The organism is Pseudomonas sp. NPDC096950 (assembly GCF_044762525.1).
GTDB lineage: Bacteria > Pseudomonadota > Gammaproteobacteria > Pseudomonadales > Pseudomonadaceae > Aquipseudomonas.
In genome coordinates, this window is record NZ_JBIWEL010000003.1 from 13969 (window position 1) to 30572 (window position 16604).

Annotated in this window: 16 protein-coding genes; 7 read left to right on the plus strand and 9 right to left on the minus strand. The window is 60.6% G+C overall.

Features of this window, described 5'->3' with window-relative positions:
- Positions 1–59 precede the first annotated feature (59 nt).
- Positions 60–2330 carry an ATP-dependent Clp protease ATP-binding subunit ClpA gene (clpA, locus tag ACIQY3_RS07040; RefSeq protein ID WP_054053653.1) on the plus strand — a complete coding sequence of 757 codons (2271 nt, stop codon included), beginning with the start codon at positions 60–62 and terminating at the stop codon, positions 2328–2330.
- Between the two features lie 221 nt (positions 2331–2551).
- Here clpA and infA read toward each other — a convergent pair whose 3' ends face one another.
- The 4 genes from infA to trxB form a co-directional block, all read right to left on the minus strand.
- Positions 2552–2770: a translation initiation factor IF-1 gene (infA, locus tag ACIQY3_RS07045; protein WP_403018146.1), complete on the minus strand. Its 219-nt coding sequence runs from the start codon at positions 2768–2770 to the stop codon at positions 2552–2554.
- 111 nt (positions 2771–2881) lie between these two features.
- Positions 2882–3589: an arginyltransferase gene (locus tag ACIQY3_RS07050; RefSeq protein WP_403018147.1), complete on the minus strand. Its 708-nt coding sequence runs from the start codon at positions 3587–3589 to the stop codon at positions 2882–2884.
- Positions 3590–3647: 58 nt separating this feature from the next.
- On the minus strand, positions 3648–4328 hold the full coding sequence (aat, locus tag ACIQY3_RS07055) for a leucyl/phenylalanyl-tRNA--protein transferase (protein ID WP_403018148.1): 681 nt from the start codon (positions 4326–4328) through the stop codon (positions 3648–3650).
- Positions 4329–4392: 64 nt separating this feature from the next.
- Positions 4393–5352, minus strand: coding sequence for a thioredoxin-disulfide reductase (gene trxB / locus ACIQY3_RS07060; RefSeq protein WP_403018149.1), 960 nt, complete (start codon positions 5350–5352; stop codon positions 4393–4395).
- Between the two features lie 306 nt (positions 5353–5658).
- Between trxB and ACIQY3_RS07065 the strand changes: the two genes are divergently transcribed.
- The 6 genes from ACIQY3_RS07065 (at position 5659) to cysG (ending at position 13288) form a co-directional block, all read left to right on the plus strand.
- Positions 5659–8064 carry a DNA translocase FtsK gene (locus tag ACIQY3_RS07065; RefSeq protein ID WP_083471288.1) on the plus strand — a complete coding sequence of 802 codons (2406 nt, stop codon included), beginning with the start codon at positions 5659–5661 and terminating at the stop codon, positions 8062–8064.
- Between the two features lie 66 nt (positions 8065–8130).
- The gene (gene lolA / locus ACIQY3_RS07070; RefSeq protein WP_054053642.1) at positions 8131–8754 is read left to right on the plus strand and encodes an outer membrane lipoprotein chaperone LolA; all 624 of its coding nucleotides are present in this window, start codon (positions 8131–8133) and stop codon (positions 8752–8754) included.
- A 145-nt stretch (positions 8755–8899) separates the two neighbouring features.
- Positions 8900–10222, plus strand: coding sequence for a replication-associated recombination protein A (locus ACIQY3_RS07075; protein WP_403018151.1), 1323 nt, complete (start codon positions 8900–8902; stop codon positions 10220–10222).
- A complete protein-coding gene (gene crcB, locus ACIQY3_RS07080) occupies positions 10222–10596 on the plus strand; it encodes a fluoride efflux transporter CrcB (protein ID WP_054053639.1) in 375 nt (124 codons plus the stop codon). Before ACIQY3_RS07075 ends, crcB begins: the two co-directional genes overlap by 1 nt.
- 16 nt (positions 10597–10612) lie before the next feature.
- The gene (gene serS, locus ACIQY3_RS07085) at positions 10613–11893 is read left to right on the plus strand and encodes a serine--tRNA ligase (RefSeq protein ID WP_403018152.1); all 1281 of its coding nucleotides are present in this window, start codon (positions 10613–10615) and stop codon (positions 11891–11893) included.
- Complete coding sequence (gene cysG, locus ACIQY3_RS07090) at positions 11894–13288, plus strand: siroheme synthase CysG (protein WP_403018153.1); 1395 nt, start codon at positions 11894–11896, stop codon at positions 13286–13288.
- 239 nt (positions 13289–13527) lie between these two features.
- Here the strand turns inward: cysG and ACIQY3_RS07095 are convergent, their stop codons facing one another.
- The 5 genes from ACIQY3_RS07095 to tusC all read right to left on the minus strand — a co-directional run bounded on the left by ACIQY3_RS07095 (position 13528) and on the right by tusC (position 16604).
- Positions 13528–14529, minus strand: a complete 1002-nt coding sequence (locus tag ACIQY3_RS07095; protein WP_403018154.1) for a glutathione S-transferase family protein — start codon at positions 14527–14529, stop codon at positions 13528–13530.
- Between the two features lie 89 nt (positions 14530–14618).
- Positions 14619–15620: a glycosyl transferase family protein gene (locus ACIQY3_RS07100; RefSeq protein WP_403018155.1), complete on the minus strand. Its 1002-nt coding sequence runs from the start codon at positions 15618–15620 to the stop codon at positions 14619–14621.
- Positions 15617–15952, minus strand: coding sequence for a TusE/DsrC/DsvC family sulfur relay protein (locus tag ACIQY3_RS07105; protein WP_213940386.1), 336 nt, complete (start codon positions 15950–15952; stop codon positions 15617–15619). Before ACIQY3_RS07105 ends, ACIQY3_RS07100 begins: the two co-directional genes overlap by 4 nt.
- Complete coding sequence (tusB, locus tag ACIQY3_RS07110; protein ID WP_403018156.1) at positions 15949–16242, minus strand: sulfurtransferase complex subunit TusB; 294 nt, start codon at positions 16240–16242, stop codon at positions 15949–15951. Before tusB ends, ACIQY3_RS07105 begins: the two co-directional genes overlap by 4 nt.
- Positions 16242–16604: a sulfurtransferase complex subunit TusC gene (tusC, locus tag ACIQY3_RS07115; protein ID WP_403018157.1), complete on the minus strand. Its 363-nt coding sequence runs from the start codon at positions 16602–16604 to the stop codon at positions 16242–16244. Before tusC ends, tusB begins: the two co-directional genes overlap by 1 nt.

Sequence of the window (16604 nt, forward strand, 5' to 3'; positions counted from 1 at the left end):
TACTCTGTGAAATCGAGAAGGACGGTTAATCGCCGACCACTTGGGTATGAGGTGAAGCTATGTTAAACCGCGAGCTCGAAGTCACCCTCAATTTAGCCTTCAAGGAGGCTCGTTCGAAACGTCATGAATTCATGACCGTCGAACATCTCCTGTTGGCCCTATTGGACAATGAGGCTGCCGCCACCGTTTTGCGTGCCTGCGGCGCAAACCTCGACAAACTCAAGCATGACCTGCAGGAGTTCATCGACTCCACCACGCCGCTGATCCCCGTGCATGACGAGGATCGCGAGACCCAACCCACCCTGGGCTTCCAGCGTGTTCTGCAGCGTGCTGTCTTTCACGTACAGAGCTCGGGCAAACGCGAAGTGACTGGCGCCAACGTGCTGGTCGCAATCTTCAGTGAGCAAGAAAGCCAGGCAGTGTTCCTGCTGAAACAGCAGAGCGTTGCGCGCATTGATGTCGTCAACTACATCGCCCATGGCATTTCCAAAGTACCGGGGCACGGCGATCACTCGGAAGGTGAGCAAGATATGCAGGACGACGAGGGCGGTGAGTCTTCTTCTTCAGGCAATCCTCTGGATGCTTATGCCAGTAACCTCAACGAACTTGCGCGCCAGGGTCGCATCGATCCGCTGGTAGGCCGTGAGATGGAAGTCGAGCGTGTCGCGCAGATCCTGGCGCGTCGTCGCAAAAACAATCCGCTGCTGGTGGGCGAGGCAGGCGTGGGTAAAACCGCGATTGCCGAAGGCCTGGCCAAGCGCATTGTCGACAACCAGGTGCCGGACCTGCTGGCCAACAGCGTGGTGTACTCCCTTGACCTCGGCGCCTTGCTGGCCGGGACCAAATACCGCGGTGATTTCGAGAAGCGCTTCAAGGCGTTGCTCAATGAGCTGAAAAAACGTCCGCAGGCAATCCTGTTCATCGACGAAATCCACACCATCATTGGTGCGGGTGCCGCGTCCGGTGGCGTCATGGATGCCTCGAACCTGCTCAAACCGTTGCTGTCGTCCGGCGATATTCGCTGCATCGGTTCGACCACGTTCCAGGAATTCCGCGGGATCTTCGAGAAGGACCGTGCCCTGGCGCGGCGCTTCCAGAAGGTCGATGTGTCCGAGCCTTCGGTCGAAGACACCATCAGCATCCTGCGCGGCCTGAAAGGGCGTTTCGAAACGCATCACGGCATCGAATACAGCGATGAAGCGTTGCGTGCTGCGGCTGAGCTGGCCTCGCGCTATATCAATGACCGGCACATGCCGGACAAGGCCATCGACGTCATCGACGAAGCCGGCGCCTACCAGCGCCTGCAACCGATCGAGAAACGCGTGAAACGCATCGAAGTGCCTCAGGTCGAGGACATCGTGGCGAAAATCGCGCGGATTCCGCCTAAGCACGTCACCAGCTCCGACAAAGAGCTGCTGCGTAACCTTGAGCGTGACCTGAAGCTGACCGTATTTGGCCAGGATGCCGCGATCGACTCGCTGTCGACTGCGATTAAACTGTCCCGTGCCGGCCTCAAGTCGCCTGACAAGCCAGTCGGTTCGTTCCTGTTCGCCGGTCCTACCGGTGTCGGTAAAACCGAAGCGGCGCGTCAGTTGGCCAAGGCGCTGGGCATCGAGCTGGTTCGCTTCGACATGTCCGAGTACATGGAGCGCCACACCGTATCGCGTCTGATCGGTGCGCCTCCAGGCTATGTCGGGTTCGATCAGGGCGGTCTGCTGACCGAAGCCATCACCAAGCAGCCTCACTGCGTGCTGTTGCTCGATGAAATCGAGAAGGCGCATCCGGAAGTCTTCAACCTGCTGCTGCAGGTCATGGACCACGGTACGCTCACCGATAACAACGGGCGCAAGGCGGATTTCCGTAACGTGATCGTCATCATGACGACCAACGCCGGCGCCGAAACCGCAGCCCGCGCTTCGATCGGTTTCACCCATCAGGACCACTCGTCCGATGCGATGGAAGTGATCAAGAAGAGCTTCACGCCAGAGTTCCGCAACCGCCTGGACACCATTATCCAGTTTGGTCGCCTCAGTCATGAGGTCATCAAAAGCGTGGTGGACAAGTTCCTTACCGAGCTTCAGGCGCAGCTGGAAGACAAGCGCGTGCAGCTGGAAGTGACCGACGCGGCGCGCAGCTGGCTGGCAGCGGGTGGCTACGACTCGGCGATGGGCGCTCGACCAATGGCGCGTTTGATCCAGGACAAGATCAAGCGTCCACTCGCCGAAGAGATCCTCTTTGGCGAACTGGCCGACCATGGCGGTGTGGTTCACATCGACCTCAAGGACGGCGAGCTGACCTTCGAGTTCGAGACCACGGCAGAAATGGCCTGACGTTAACCGCAACAAAGCAAAAGGCGCCGAAAGGCGCCTTTTTGCTGTCTGGAGAACACCGAAGATCAAATGTGGGAGCGGGCTTGCTCGCGAATGCAGTTGCACATTCAACATGGATGCAAGCTGACCCATCGCTTTCGCGAGCAAGCCCGCTCCCACAGTAGACAAATCCCACGCACACAAAAACGCCCGGCATAACCGGGCGTTTTGTATTGACTTGATTAGCGAGCGCGGTAAGTAATGCGCCCTTTGCTCAAGTCATAGGGCGTCAGCTCGACGCGCACTTTGTCACCGGTAAGAATACGAATGTAGTTCTTGCGCAACTTGCCGGAAATATGCGCGGTTACGACGTGCCCATGTTCCAACTCCACACGAAACATGGTGTTGGGCAGTGTTTCGACGACATTGCCTTCCATTTCGAAGCTGTCTTCTTTCGACATGCAGTAAAGCCCTCGGTATCCAATGAATGGCCCGGTGCAACTGCGCCAGGCAAAAGCGGCGTGCATTGTGCCCGAAAAATGGGGTTTACGCCAAGGGGTTTACGGATTGCCTTAGTTCAGGACAACCCAGCGCTGATTAATCAGCAGTTCGATGGGGCGATACTGGGTCTTGTAGTTCATCTTTTTGCAGTTCTTGATCCAGTACCCGAGGTAGACCGCTTCCAGTCCCAGTCGCTGGGCTTCGGCGATTTGCCAGAGGATGGCATAGCGCCCGAGGCTGCGATGGTCCTCGGCAGGCTCGTAGAAGGTGTAGACCGCCGACAGCCCGTTAGGCAGCAAATCGGTCACGGCCACCGCCACCAACCGTCCGTCGAGACGAAACTCGTAGAACCGGGAAAACGGCAGGTCGCGTACCAGAAATGTCGAAAACTGATCACGGCTCGGCGGGTACATGTCGCCGTCGGCGTGGCGCTGTTCGATATAGCGCTGATAAAGATCGAAGTACTCTTCGCTGAACTTGGGCCTGGCCGGGCGCACCTGCAAGTCAGCGTTGCGCTTGAAAATGCGTTTCTGCTGACGGTTGGGCGAAAACTGCGCCACGGGAATGCGCGCCGGTACGCAGGCGTTGCAATTCTGGCAATGCGGGCGGTAGAGGTGATCGCCGCTGCGACGAAAGCCCATTTCCGACAGGTCTGCGTAGACATGCACATCCATGGGCTGGCTAGGGTCGAGAAACAGGGTCGTGGCCTGCTCCTCGGGCAGATAACTGCAAGAGTGGGGCTGAGTGGCATAGAACTTCAAACGCGCCAACTCGGTCATGATCAACCCTCGGGAATAAGCTTTTCAGTTAAGTGTAAGCCACGCGCGCAAAAGTCGCTCAGCAAACCCAAGTGGCGCGATTGGGTTGATCCAGGTGTCCCGCCAGGTAACCGGCAAACTCGTTGCGCGGTATCGCCCGGGCGCCGAGGCTGTGCAAATGGTCGGTGGGCATCTGGCAGTCGATCAGCACAAAGCCTGAGTCTTTCAGATGACGCACCAGTGTGGCAAAGCCATATTTGGAGGCGTTGTCGGCGCGGCTGAACATGGATTCGCCAAAAAACAACTGGCCCATGGCCAGGCCGTACAAGCCGCCGACGAGTTCGCCCTGGTCCCAGACCTCCACCGAATGGGCGTAGCCGCGCCGGTGCAGCTCCAGGTAGGCGTCCTGCATGGCTTCGGTGATCCAGGTGCCGTCGGCGTATTCCCGCGGTGCAGCACAGGCGCTGATGACTGAGGCAAAATCCTGATCGAAGGTCACTTGGTAGCGTTGCTGGCGCAGCAGTTTGCCCAGGCTGCGGGACACATGCAGTTCGTCGGGAAACAACACTGTGCGCGGGTCCGGCGACCACCAGAGGATTGGCTGGCCTTCGGAAAACCAGGGGAAGCAGCCGTGGCGATAGGCCTGGACCAGCCGATCGGCGGACAGATCACCGCCGGCCGCCAACAGCCCGTTGGGGTCGCGCATGGCTTTTTCCAAAGGCGGAAAAGTCAGGGTGTTGCGTTGTAACCAAGTCAGCATGGCATCCGGGCTTGCAGTAGGGGAGGGCGGTGGCGGGCATCGGGGCCCGCCGTGAAGTGCAGCGTCAAACGGTTGGAATATCGTCGAGGTATTTTTCGGCGTCCAGCGCGGCCATGCAGCCGGCTCCGGCGGAGGTCACGGCCTGGCGGTAAACATGATCAGCCACGTCGCCGGCGGCAAACACGCCCGGAATCTCGGTGGCGGTGGCATCGCCTTCATTGCCGCCCCTGATCAGCAGGTAGCCGTCACGCATGGGCAACTGGCCCTGGAACAGGTCGGTATTGGGTTTGTGGCCGATGGCGATGAACACGCCGGCCAGCGGCAATTCACTGGTTTCACCGGTATGGCTGTCGCGCAGGCGGGCGCCGGTCACGCCGCTGGCATCGCCCAGCACCTCGTCGAGGTTCTGGTTCCAGTGCAGGCGGATATTGCCGTTGGCGGCTTTCTCGAACAGTTTGTCCTGGAGAATCTTCTCCGAGCGCAACTTGTCCCGCCGGTGCACCAGATGCACTTCCTTGGCGATGTTCGACAGGTACAGCGCTTCTTCAACCGCCGTGTTGCCGCCACCGACCACGGCGACCACCTGATTGCGATAGAAGAAGCCGTCGCACGTCGCGCAGGCCGAAACCCCTTTGCCGGCAAAGGCTTCTTCCGAAGGCAGGCCCAGGTATTGCGCCGAAGCGCCGGTGGCGATAATCAGTGCGTCGCAGGTGTAGGTGCCGTTGTCGCCAATGAGTTCGAAAGGGCGCTGCTGCAACTTGGCGGTGTGGATGTGGTCGTAAACGATCTCTGTGTCAAAGCGCTCGGCGTGTTTTTGCATGCGTTCCATCAGCACCGGGCCAGTGAGGCCTTCGACATCGCCGGGCCAGTTGTCGACTTCGACGGTGGTGGTGAGCTGGCCACCTGCCTGTATGCCGGTAATGACCACGGGTTTGAGGTTGGCGCGGGCGGCATAAACGGCGGCGCTGTAACCGGCGGGGCCGGAACCCAGAATGATCAGGCGTGAATGCTTAGCTTCGCTCATAAAAACACCTCATAAGCCTTTGTCACAAAAGAGAATGCGTGCTCAAATTGAACCGTGTGTCATTTGCTTTTGGCTATGCTACACCCAAGGGCCGCAAGCATGGCATCGGGCGAACAAACCCGTACAATGCCTGCTTGTAACAGCGCTTGTAATAAAAAAGCAGTGCCTGCCCTGTTTTGAAACACCGGGGTGCAGTGTTAAAAGTAGTCCCAGTTGCACCTGTTAACTTTTTTACCTGCCTGGATTGGGCAGTTTTTATAGTCATTCAACAGATGGACGCGCCATTGGCGCAGGAAAAGTAGCGTTTTGAAGAAATCCACCGCAGCACCTAAACCAGCCGTCGTTCCGCTCTGGCGCCAGCATTTGCACTACCGACTCAAGGAAGGTGCATTGATCGCCATCGGCGCCCTGTGCCTGTTCCTGATGATGGCCCTGTTGACCTATGGCAAGGACGATCCGGGCTGGAGCCATAACAGCAAGATCGACGATGTGCAGAACTTCGGCGGTCCGGTTGGCTCCTACAGCGCCGATATCCTGTTCATGGTGCTGGGTTACTTCGCCTACATCTTCCCGTTGCTGCTGGCGGTGAAAATCTACCAGATCTTCCGTCAACGCCACGAACCGTGGCAGTGGAGCGGCTGGCTGTTCTCCTGGCGCCTGATCGGCTTGGTTTTCCTGGTGTTGTCGGGCGCGGCGCTGGCGCATATCCATTTCCATGCGGCGACCGGTCTGCCGGCCGGCGCGGGCGGCGCGCTGGGCGAAAGCCTCGGCGACCTGGCCCGCAATGCCCTGAACATCCAGGGCAGCACGCTGCTGTTCATCGCCCTGTTCCTGTTCGGCCTGACGGTGTTCACCGACCTGTCGTGGTTCAAGGTGATGGACCTCACCGGCAAGATCACCCTCGATTTGTTCGAACTGTTCCAGGGCGCGGCCAATCGCTGGTGGGCCGCCCGTGTCGAACGCAAACAACTGGTCGCCCAGTTGCGTGAAGTCGACGACCGCGTCCACGACGTAGTGGCGCCGACCGTGACCGACAAACGCGAACAGGCCAAGGTCAAGGAACGCCTGATCGAACGCGAACAGGCCCTGAGCAAGCACATGTCGGACCGCGAGAAGCAGGTACCACCCGTGATTGCCCCCGCGCCGTCCAAACCGGCCGCGCCGAGCAAGCGCGTAGAGAAAGAGAAACAGGCGCCGTTGTTTGTCGACAGCGCCGTGGAAGGCACCTTGCCGCCGATCTCGATTCTCGACCCTGCGGAAAAGAAACAACTCAATTACTCGCCCGAATCCCTGGCTGCGGTTGGCCACTTGCTGGAAATCAAGCTCAAGGAATTCGGCGTCGAAGTCACCGTGGATTCGATTCACCCCGGCCCGGTGATTACCCGTTACGAAATCCAGCCGGCGGCCGGGGTCAAGGTCAGTCGCATCTCCAACCTGGCCAAAGACCTGGCGCGTTCCCTGGCCGTGACCAGCGTGCGGGTGGTGGAAGTGATTCCCGGCAAGACCACCGTCGGTATCGAGATCCCTAACGAAGACCGGCAGATCGTGCGCTTCTCCGAAGTGCTGTCATCGCCCGAGTACGACAATTTCAAATCGCCGGTCACGCTGGCCCTGGGCCACGACATCGGCGGCAAGCCGGTCATCACCGACCTGGCGAAAATGCCCCACTTGCTGGTGGCCGGTACCACCGGTTCCGGTAAGTCGGTGGGTGTGAACGCGATGATCCTGTCGATTCTGTTCAAGTCCGGCCCGGAAGACGCCAAGCTGATCATGATCGACCCGAAAATGCTTGAGCTGTCGATCTACGAAGGCATCCCGCACTTGCTCTGCCCAGTGGTTACCGACATGAAGGACGCGGCCAACGCCCTGCGCTGGAGCGTGGCGGAGATGGAGCGTCGCTACAAACTGATGGCGAAGATGGGCGTGCGTAACCTGTCCGGCTTCAACCAGAAGGTCAAGGACGCGGAGGAGGCCGGTACGCCGCTGTCCGATCCGCTGTACAAGCGCGAAAGCATCCACGACGAAGCGCCGCTGCTGCACAAGCTGCCGACCATCGTCGTGGTCGTCGACGAATTCGCCGACATGATGATGATCGTCGGCAAGAAGGTTGAAGAACTGATCGCCCGTATCGCCCAGAAGGCCCGTGCCGCCGGTATCCACTTGATCCTCGCGACCCAGCGTCCGTCGGTTGACGTGATCACGGGTCTGATCAAGGCCAACATTCCGACGCGCATGGCGTTCCAGGTATCGAGCAAGATCGACTCCCGGACCATCATCGACCAGGGCGGCGCCGAACAACTGCTGGGCCACGGTGACATGCTCTACATGCCGCCGGGCACCAGCCTGCCGATCCGGGTTCACGGCGCGTTCGTGTCCGATGACGAAGTTCACCGTGTGGTTGAAGCCTGGAAACTGCGTGGCGCACCGGAATACAACGACGAGATCCTGGCCGGTGTCGAAGAGCCGGGTAGCGGCTTTGAAGGCGGCAGTGGCGGCGATGAAGACAGCGAATCCGACGCGCTCTACGACGAAGCCGTGCAGTTCGTGCTGGAAAGCCGTCGGGCTTCCATCTCGGCGGTTCAGCGCAAGCTGAAAATCGGCTACAACCGCGCCGCACGCATGATCGAAGCCATGGAAATGGCCGGGGTCGTGACGTCCATGAACACCAACGGTTCGCGCGAAGTCCTGGCCCCTGGCCCGGTGCGCGACTGAGTTGAATTTAAAAAGGGTGGCGCAGTGACGCGCTGCCTGAACCCCACGAATATCAAGAGGACTCCCATGCGTCTTATCCGCATGCTGTTGCTGCCGGTACTGGCTTTGACCACGCTCTCGGCCCACGCCGATGACAAGGACGTGGCGCGTCTGACCCAATTGCTGGAAACATCCAAGACCCTGACCGCGCGTTTCTCGCAGCTGACCCTCGATGGCAGCGGCACCCAATTGCAGGAAACCGCTGGCGACATGTCGCTGCAGCGCCCGGGCCTGTTCTACTGGCACACCAATGCGCCGGCTGAGCAAACCATGGTTTCCGACGGCAAGAAAGTCACCCTGTGGGACCCGGATCTGGAACAGGTCACCATCAAGACCCTCGACCTGCGCCTGACCCAGACCCCGGCGTTGCTGCTGTCCGGTGACGTGTCCAAGATCAGCCAGAGCTTCGACATCAGCGCCAAGGAAGCCGGCGGCGTGATCGACTTCACCCTGAAGCCGAAAACCAAGGACACCCTGTTCGACAGCCTGCGCCTGTCGTTCCGCAATGGCCTGGTCAATGACATGCAACTGATCGACAGCGTCGGTCAGCGCACCAACATCCTGTTCACCGGCGTGAAGGCCAACGAGCCGATCCCGGCGTCCAAGTTCAAGTTCGACATCCCTAAAGGGGCGGACGTGATCCAGGAATAACCGCCGGACCTGTGGGAGCGGGCTTGCTCGCGAATACGGTGTGTCAGGCAACAATGATGGCGACTGACACTCCCTCTTCGCGAGCAAGCCCGCTCCCGCAGTGATTGACCGGCACCAAGACTCAGTGAGGTTTCAGAAAGTTGTGATGGATCTGTTTCGCAGTGCCCCGATTGCTCAACCCTTGGCCGCTCGCCTGCGCGCAGCCAATCTGGATGAGTACGTCGGTCAGGAACACCTGCTCGCTCGCGGCAAGCCTTTGCGTGAAGCGCTGGAGCAGGGTGCCCTGCACTCGATGATCTTCTGGGGCCCGCCGGGCGTGGGCAAAACCACCCTGGCGCGGCTGCTGGCGGAAGTCTCGGATGCGCACTTCGAAACGGTGTCGGCGGTGCTGGCCGGCGTGAAGGAAATCCGTCAGGCGGTGGAAATCGCCAAGCAACAGGCCGGGCAGTACGGCCGCCGGACCATCCTGTTCGTTGACGAAGTGCATCGCTTCAACAAGTCCCAGCAGGACGCGTTCCTGCCGTATGTGGAAGACGGCACGCTGATTTTCATCGGCGCGACCACCGAAAACCCGTCCTTCGAACTCAACAACGCCTTGCTCTCACGGGCGCGCGTCTACGTGCTCAAAAGCCTCGACGAAGCGGCCCTGCGCAAACTCGTGCACCGCGCGCTGACCGAAGAGCGTGGCCTGGGCAAGCGACAACTGACCCTCAGCGATGAAGGCTTCCAGATGCTGCTGTCCGCCGCCGATGGTGATGGCCGGCGTTTGCTTAACCTGTTGGAAAACGCTTCCGACCTGGCCGAAGACAACAGCGAGATCGGCATCGATCTGCTGCAAAGTCTGCTCGGCGACACCCGCCGGCGTTTCGACAAGGGCGGCGAAGCGTTCTACGACCAGATTTCCGCACTGCATAAATCCGTGCGCGGCTCCAACCCCGACGGCGCGTTGTACTGGTTCGCGCGCATGATCGACGGCGGTTGCGATCCGCTGTACCTGGCCCGGCGCGTGGTGCGCATGGCCAGCGAAGACATCGGCAACGCCGACCCCCGCGCCCTGAGCCTGTGCCTGGCGGCGTGGGAAGTGCAGGAGCGCCTCGGCAGCCCCGAAGGCGAGCTGGCGGTGGCCCAGGCCATCACCTACCTGGCCTGTGCGCCGAAAAGCAACGCGGTGTACATGGGTTTCAAAGCCGCCATGCGCAGCGCCACGGAGCACGGTTCGCTGGAAGTGCCGCTGCACCTGCGCAATGCGCCGACCAAGCTGATGAAACAATTGGGTTATGGCGATGAATATCGCTATGCCCACGATGAGCCGGACGCCTACGCTGCTGGCGAAGACTACTTCCCGGAAGCGCTCGAACCACAGCCGTTCTACCAGCCGGTGCCACGAGGCCTGGAATTGAAGATCGGCGAGAAGCTCAACCACCTCGCACAACTTGATCGTCTGAGCCCCCGGCAGCGGAGAAAATAGTGCTTCCATTGATCGTTGCGGTTTCCGTTGGCGGGATCGCCGGCACGCTGTTGCGCTTTGCCACCGGCAACTGGATCAACGCTAATTGGCCGCGGCACTTCTATACCGCGACGCTGGCCGTTAATATCGTCGGCTGTTTGCTGATCGGCGTTCTATACGGTCTGTTTTTGATACGCCCGGAGGTGCCGATCGAGGTGCGCGCCGGGTTGATGGTCGGCTTCCTCGGGGGGCTGACGACTTTTTCATCCTTTTCACTGGATACGGTGCGCCTGCTCGAAAGCGGGCAAGTGCCGCTGGCCCTGGGCTATGCTGCCATCAGCGTATTCGGCGGGCTGCTCGCCACCTGGGCTGGCCTGTCCTTGACCAAACTTTGATAAACGAGAGACCGACATGCTCGATTCCAAACTGTTACGTAGCAACCTTCAGGACGTAGCGGACCGCCTGGCATCCCGTGGCTTCACGCTGGATGTTGCGCGCATCGAAGCGCTGGAAGAACAGCGCAAGACCGTCCAGACCCGCACCGAAGCACTGCAGGCTGAACGTAATGCGCGCTCCAAATCCATCGGTCAGGCCAAGCAGCGCGGCGAAGACATCGCACCGTTGATGGCTGACGTCGAGCGCATGGCGAACGAATTGAGCGCCGGCAAGGTAGAACTGGACCAGATCCAGACCGACCTGGACTCGATCCTGCTCGGCATCCCGAACCTGCCACACGAATCCGTACCTATCGGTGCAGACGAAGACGGCAACGTCGAAGTGCGTCGTTGGGGCACCCCGACTGCATTCGATTTCCCGATTCAGGACCACGTGGCCCTGGGCGAGAAGTTCGGTTGGCTGGACTTTGAAACCGCCGCCAAGCTGTCCGGGGCACGCTTTGCTTTGCTGCGTGGCCCGATCGCCCGCCTGCACCGCGCCCTCGCGCAGTTCATGATCAACCTGCACACCAGCGAACACGGTTACGAAGAGGCCTACACGCCTTATCTGGTCCAGGCGCCGGCCCTGCAAGGCACTGGCCAGTTGCCGAAGTTCGAAGAAGACTTGTTCAAGATCAGCCGCGAAGGCGAAGCCGATCTGTACCTGATCCCGACCGCCGAAGTGTCGCTGACCAACATCGTTGCCGGTGAAATCGTCGATTCGAAACTGCTGCCGATCAAGTTCGTTGCCCACACCCCGTGCTTCCGCAGCGAAGCCGGCGCATCGGGTCGCGACACTCGCGGCATGATCCGCCAGCATCAGTTCGACAAGGTCGAGATGGTCCAGATCGTTGAGCCATCGACCTCGATGGAAGCGCTGGAAGGCCTGACCGCCAACGCTGAAAAAGTCCTGCAATTGCTGGAACTGCCGTATCGCACCCTGGCGCTGTGCACCGGCGACATGGGCTTCAGCGCGGTCAAGACCTACGACCTGGAAGTGTGGATTCCGAGCCAGGACAAGTACCGCGAGATTTCGTCGTGCTCCAACTGCGGTGATTTCCAGGCCCGTCGCATGCAAGCGCGTTTCCGCAACCCGGAAACCGGCAAGCCTGAACTGGTTCACACCCTGAACGGTTCCGGCCTGGCGGTCGGTCGTACCCTGGTGGCGGTGCTGGAAAACTACCAGCAGGCCGACGGTTCGATCCGTGTGCCCGCCGTACTGAAACCGTACATGGGTGGCCTCGAGGTCATTGGCTAAATGGACTATCTGCCGCTGTTTCATAACCTGCGCGGCAGTCGTGTGTTGGTCGTCGGCGGCGGGGAGATTGCCTTGCGCAAGTCCCGCCTGCTGGCCGAAGCCGGTGCGCTGCTGCGGGTGGTCGCACCTGAAATCGAACCGCAATTGCGCGAACTGGTGACCGGCAGCGGTGGCGAGTGCGTGTTGCGTGGCTACGTCGAAACGGATCTGGACGGTTGCGGGCTGATCATCGCCGCCACCGACGACGAACCGTTGAACGCGCAAGTCTCCGCTGATGCTCATCGGCGTTGCGTGCCGGTCAATGTGGTGGATGCGCCAGCCCTGTGCAGCGTGATCTTCCCGGCGATTGTCGACCGTTCGCCACTGATTGTTGCCATCTCCAGCGGCGGCGATGCGCCGGTTCTGGCGCGGCTGATCCGCGCGAAAATCGAAACCTGGATTCCTTCCACCTACGGTCAACTGGCCGGCCTGGCGGCGCGTTTCCGCAACCAGGTCAAAGGCCTGCTGCCGGATGTTCAGCAGCGTCGTTCGTTCTGGGAAGATGTTTTCCAGGGCCCGATTGCCGATCGGCAACTGGCCGGGCAGGGCGCTGAAGCCGAGCGCTTGCTGCTGGCGAAAATCGCGGGCGAGCCGCCGAAAAAAACCGGTGAGGTGTATTTGGTCGGTGCCGGGCCGGGCGATCCGGACCTGCTGACCTTTCGTGCCTTACGCCTGATGCAACAAGCCGACGTTGTGCTGTACGACCGTTTGGTGGCCCCGGCAATCCTCGATTTGTGCCGTCGCGATGCGGAACGGATCTACGTCGGCAAGCGTCGCGCCGATCACGCCGTGCCGCAGGATCAGATCAACAAGCAGTTGGTGGATCTGGCCAAGGCCGGCAAGCGCGTGGTGCGGTTGAAGGGCGGTGATCCGTTTATCTTCGGCCGTGGCGGTGAAGAGATCGAAGAGCTGGCGGCCCATGGCATCCCGTTTCAGGTCGTGCCGGGCATTACGGCGGCCAGTGGTTGCGCGGCGTATGCCGGGATTCCGCTGACGCACCGTGATTACGCGCAGTCGGTGCGATTTGTTACCGGGCACCTGAAGGACGGTTCCACCGATTTGCCGTGGGCCGATCTGGTCGCGCCGGCGCAAACCCTGGTGTTTTACATGGGGCTGGTCGGCTTGCCGATCATCTGCGAGCAATTGATCAAGCATGGTCGCGCCTCCGATACCCCGGCGGCGCTGATTCAGCAGGGCACCACGGTCAATCAGCGGGTATTTACCGGCACGTTGGCCGATCTTCCACAGATGGTGGCGGAGCATGAAGTGCATGCACCGACGCTGGTAATCGTTGGGGAAGTGGTGCAACTGCGCGAGAAACTGGCGTGGTTTGAAGGGGCTCAGGCGCAGGTCTGATAGACCGAGTCGCCCCTTTCGCGAGCAAGCCCGCTCCCACATTTGATTTGTGTCGTTCACAAATCCCCTGTGGGAGCGGGCTTGCTCGCGAAGAGGCCCGCAAATCCACCCAATACTTAACCGATCGTTCCCACGCTCTGCGTGGGAGTGCCGCCAGGGACGCTCCGCGTTCCGCTTACGGAAGTGACGCAGAGCGTCACGGGATGCATTCCCACGCAGAGCATGGGAACGATCGTCTATCAGGCCCTGCGCCAAACCCCTTTCCCACTCAACCGCGCCCGATCATGGGCCGCTGTGAAATCCTGCGCCGGACCTTTCGGCACGACACCCGTCGGGTTGATGGTCTTGTGGCTGCCGTAGTAGTGATTCTTGATGTGCTCAAAATCCACGGTCTCGGCAATCCCCGGCCACTGATACACCTCCCGCAGCCAGTTCGACAAATTCGGATAATCGGCAATCCGCCGCAGGTTGCACTTGAAGTGCCCGTAATACACCGCGTCAAAACGAATGAGCGTGGTGAACAACCGGATGTCCGCTTCGGTCAGGTATTCACCAACCAGATAGCGGTTCTCGCTCAACAGCAATTCCAACCGATCCAGCTCGGCAAACACATCATCGAACGCTTCTTCATAAGCCTGCTGCGACGTGGCAAACCCGGCGCGGTACACGCCGTTGTTCACCGCCGGATAAATCCTTTCGTTCAACGCATCGATCTCTCCGCGCAACGGCGCCGGATAGAAATCCAGGTCATTGCCGGTCAGGTCATCGAACGCGCTGTTGAACATGCGGATGATCTCCGCCGATTCATTGCTGACAATGCGCTGCTGCTGTGTGTCCCACAGCACCGGCACGGTGACGCGGCCGGTGTAGTTGGCGGTGTCGGCGGTATAGCGCTGGTGCATGAAGTTGAAATGATCGAGCTTGTCGCCGGTGGAGCCGAGGCTCTGGTCGAAGGTCCAGCCGTTTTCCAGCATCAACCAACTGACCACGGACACATCGATCAGGGATTCGAGGCCTTTGAGTTTGCGCAGGATCAGCGTGCGGTGCGCCCAAGGGCAGGCGAGGGACACGTAGAGGTGATAGCGGCCGGCCTCAGCGGCAAAGCCACCGTCACCACTCGGGCCGGGCTGACCGTCGGTGGTCACCCAATTGCGGCGTTGCGCCTGTTCGCGCTGGAATGCGCCGTCCTTGCTGCTTTCGTACCACTGGTCGTGCCAGCGGCCTTCAACTAACAAACCCATTTCAAGACTCCTCAACCGATAAGCGTTGGAGAGGAGTCTATGCGCATAGGTTCGATAAAATAGCGCAAAGGTTGGGCAGTTATGATCGGTTAAATCGATCTATCCCGGGCATCCCAGTAGTGCTGGGCGGTTTCGAAGGCTTGCTCACGGGTCTGGCCGAGGCCGCGCAAGGCCAGGGCCATGGTCGAGATCAGCGCCATTTGCGGGTAGCTGTCGACCACATCGCCGCGCCACACCGCTTTCAAATGTTCAGGATCAAGGCTGGCCGGTTTGACGTGGCGCTGAGCCGACAGTTGCGGCCATTCTTCATCCCAACTCTCGCCGCCGGTGGTGCCGTACAAATGACTGTCGGCGTCCGGGTTGATCTCGATTTCGCCGCCATCGCCCTTGACCACAATCGCAGTGTCGCCGAGCAAGCCGCTGGCATCGCGGTGCACCGCTTGGTAACCCGGATGGAAAATACTTTGCAGGCCGCAGCGTGCGCCTAGCGGATTGAGAATCCGCGCCAGGGAGTGGATCGGCGAACGCAGGCCCAATGTGTTGCGCAGGTCGATCATGCGCTGAAGCTGCGGTGCCCAATCCACCAGCGGCATGAACGCCAGACCGCCGTTATCCAGCGCCTCACCCACCTGTTGCCAGTTGCGACACAGCGGGATCTTCAATTCTTCCAGCAGTTGCTCGCTGTACAGCCGACCCGCCGTGTGCGCGCCGCCACCGTGCATGAAAATCCGCACGCCGTTTTGCGCCAGGCACTTGGCCGCCAGCAGATACCACGGCAAATGGCGCTTTTTGCCCGCATACGTCGGCCAATCCAGATCGACCTTCAATGCCGGCGCTTTCAGCCGTTCACGCAACGCTTCGGTGAACCCGGCCATCTCCTCGGCGCTTTCTTCCTTGTGCCGCAACAGCATCAGGAATGCGCCGAGCTGAGTGTCCTCGACCTTGTCGTCGAGCACGAAGCCCATGGCCTCACGCGCTTCGACGCGGGTCAGGTCACGGGCGCCGCGCTTGCCTTTGCCGAGGATCCGTACGAACTGGGCGAACGGGTGCTCGGCGGGCGTTTCGAGGGTCAGTGCAGGGAAATCGGTCATAAGCAATTCGTCGGTTTGGGCAGGCCCGCCAGTTTTGCGGCGAGTTTGGCAGGGGTGCCTTTGAACAGTCGGTTCAGGTGCAGGCTGTTGCCTTTTTCCGGGCCGAGCTTCAACGCGGTGTACTTGATCAGCGGGCGCGTCGCCGGGGACAGCTGGAACTCGTCGTAGAAACGGCGCAGCAGTTCGAGGATTTCCCAGTGTTCGGGGCTCAGCTCGATGTCTTCGGCAGCGGCGAGGGCGCTGGCCACGTCGGTGGACCAGTCGCTCAGTTCGACCAGGAAGCCATCCTTGTCCAGCTCGATGGCGCGGGCGCCGACGGTCAGGGAATTCATAGCCAACTGTTGACCTTGTCGTAGTGGATCGACAGTTCGACGAAGGCCGGGTAATCGATGGCTTCGGCCCAGTCCGGAACATTCAGCGCACGGGCCTGGGCGTCTTCGGCCAGCACGAACAGTTTGAGGCCACGGGCATTCAGCGCGTTGAACGGCGCGGTGGCCGGTTGCAAGGCATACGCCGCGTCGCCAGAGAGCAGCAGCGCGTCGTCGGTGCCGATCACCCGCAGGCAACTGGTCAGGCGATCGTCGCCGAACGGGGAATGAGACAACACATGCAAAGTCGACATCAGAGGGTGATCACCTGGTCGTAACGGTCGATAAGGGCGGTGATTTCGGCGGCGGTCAGCACCTGGGCTTCTTCCAGCGCGAATCCGCTCGGGTCCAGGCCTCGTTCGGCGGCGCTGTCGGCGCAGACGAACAGGTCCTCGACACCGAACATCGGCAGCGCTTGCAGGTTGGCGCTCAGGTCCTTTTGTTGCAGGGCCTTGGCGTCCTGTTTCGCGGCGAGCTGGAACACCCCGTCATCGAGAAACAGCAGGCCGATCGGCAGGTCGAACGCGCCGCCGGCCAGCACGATGTCCAGTGCTTCCCGCGCGCTCGGCCCGGACCACGGCGCCTGACGGCTGATAATCAGTAGGGACTTAGGCAT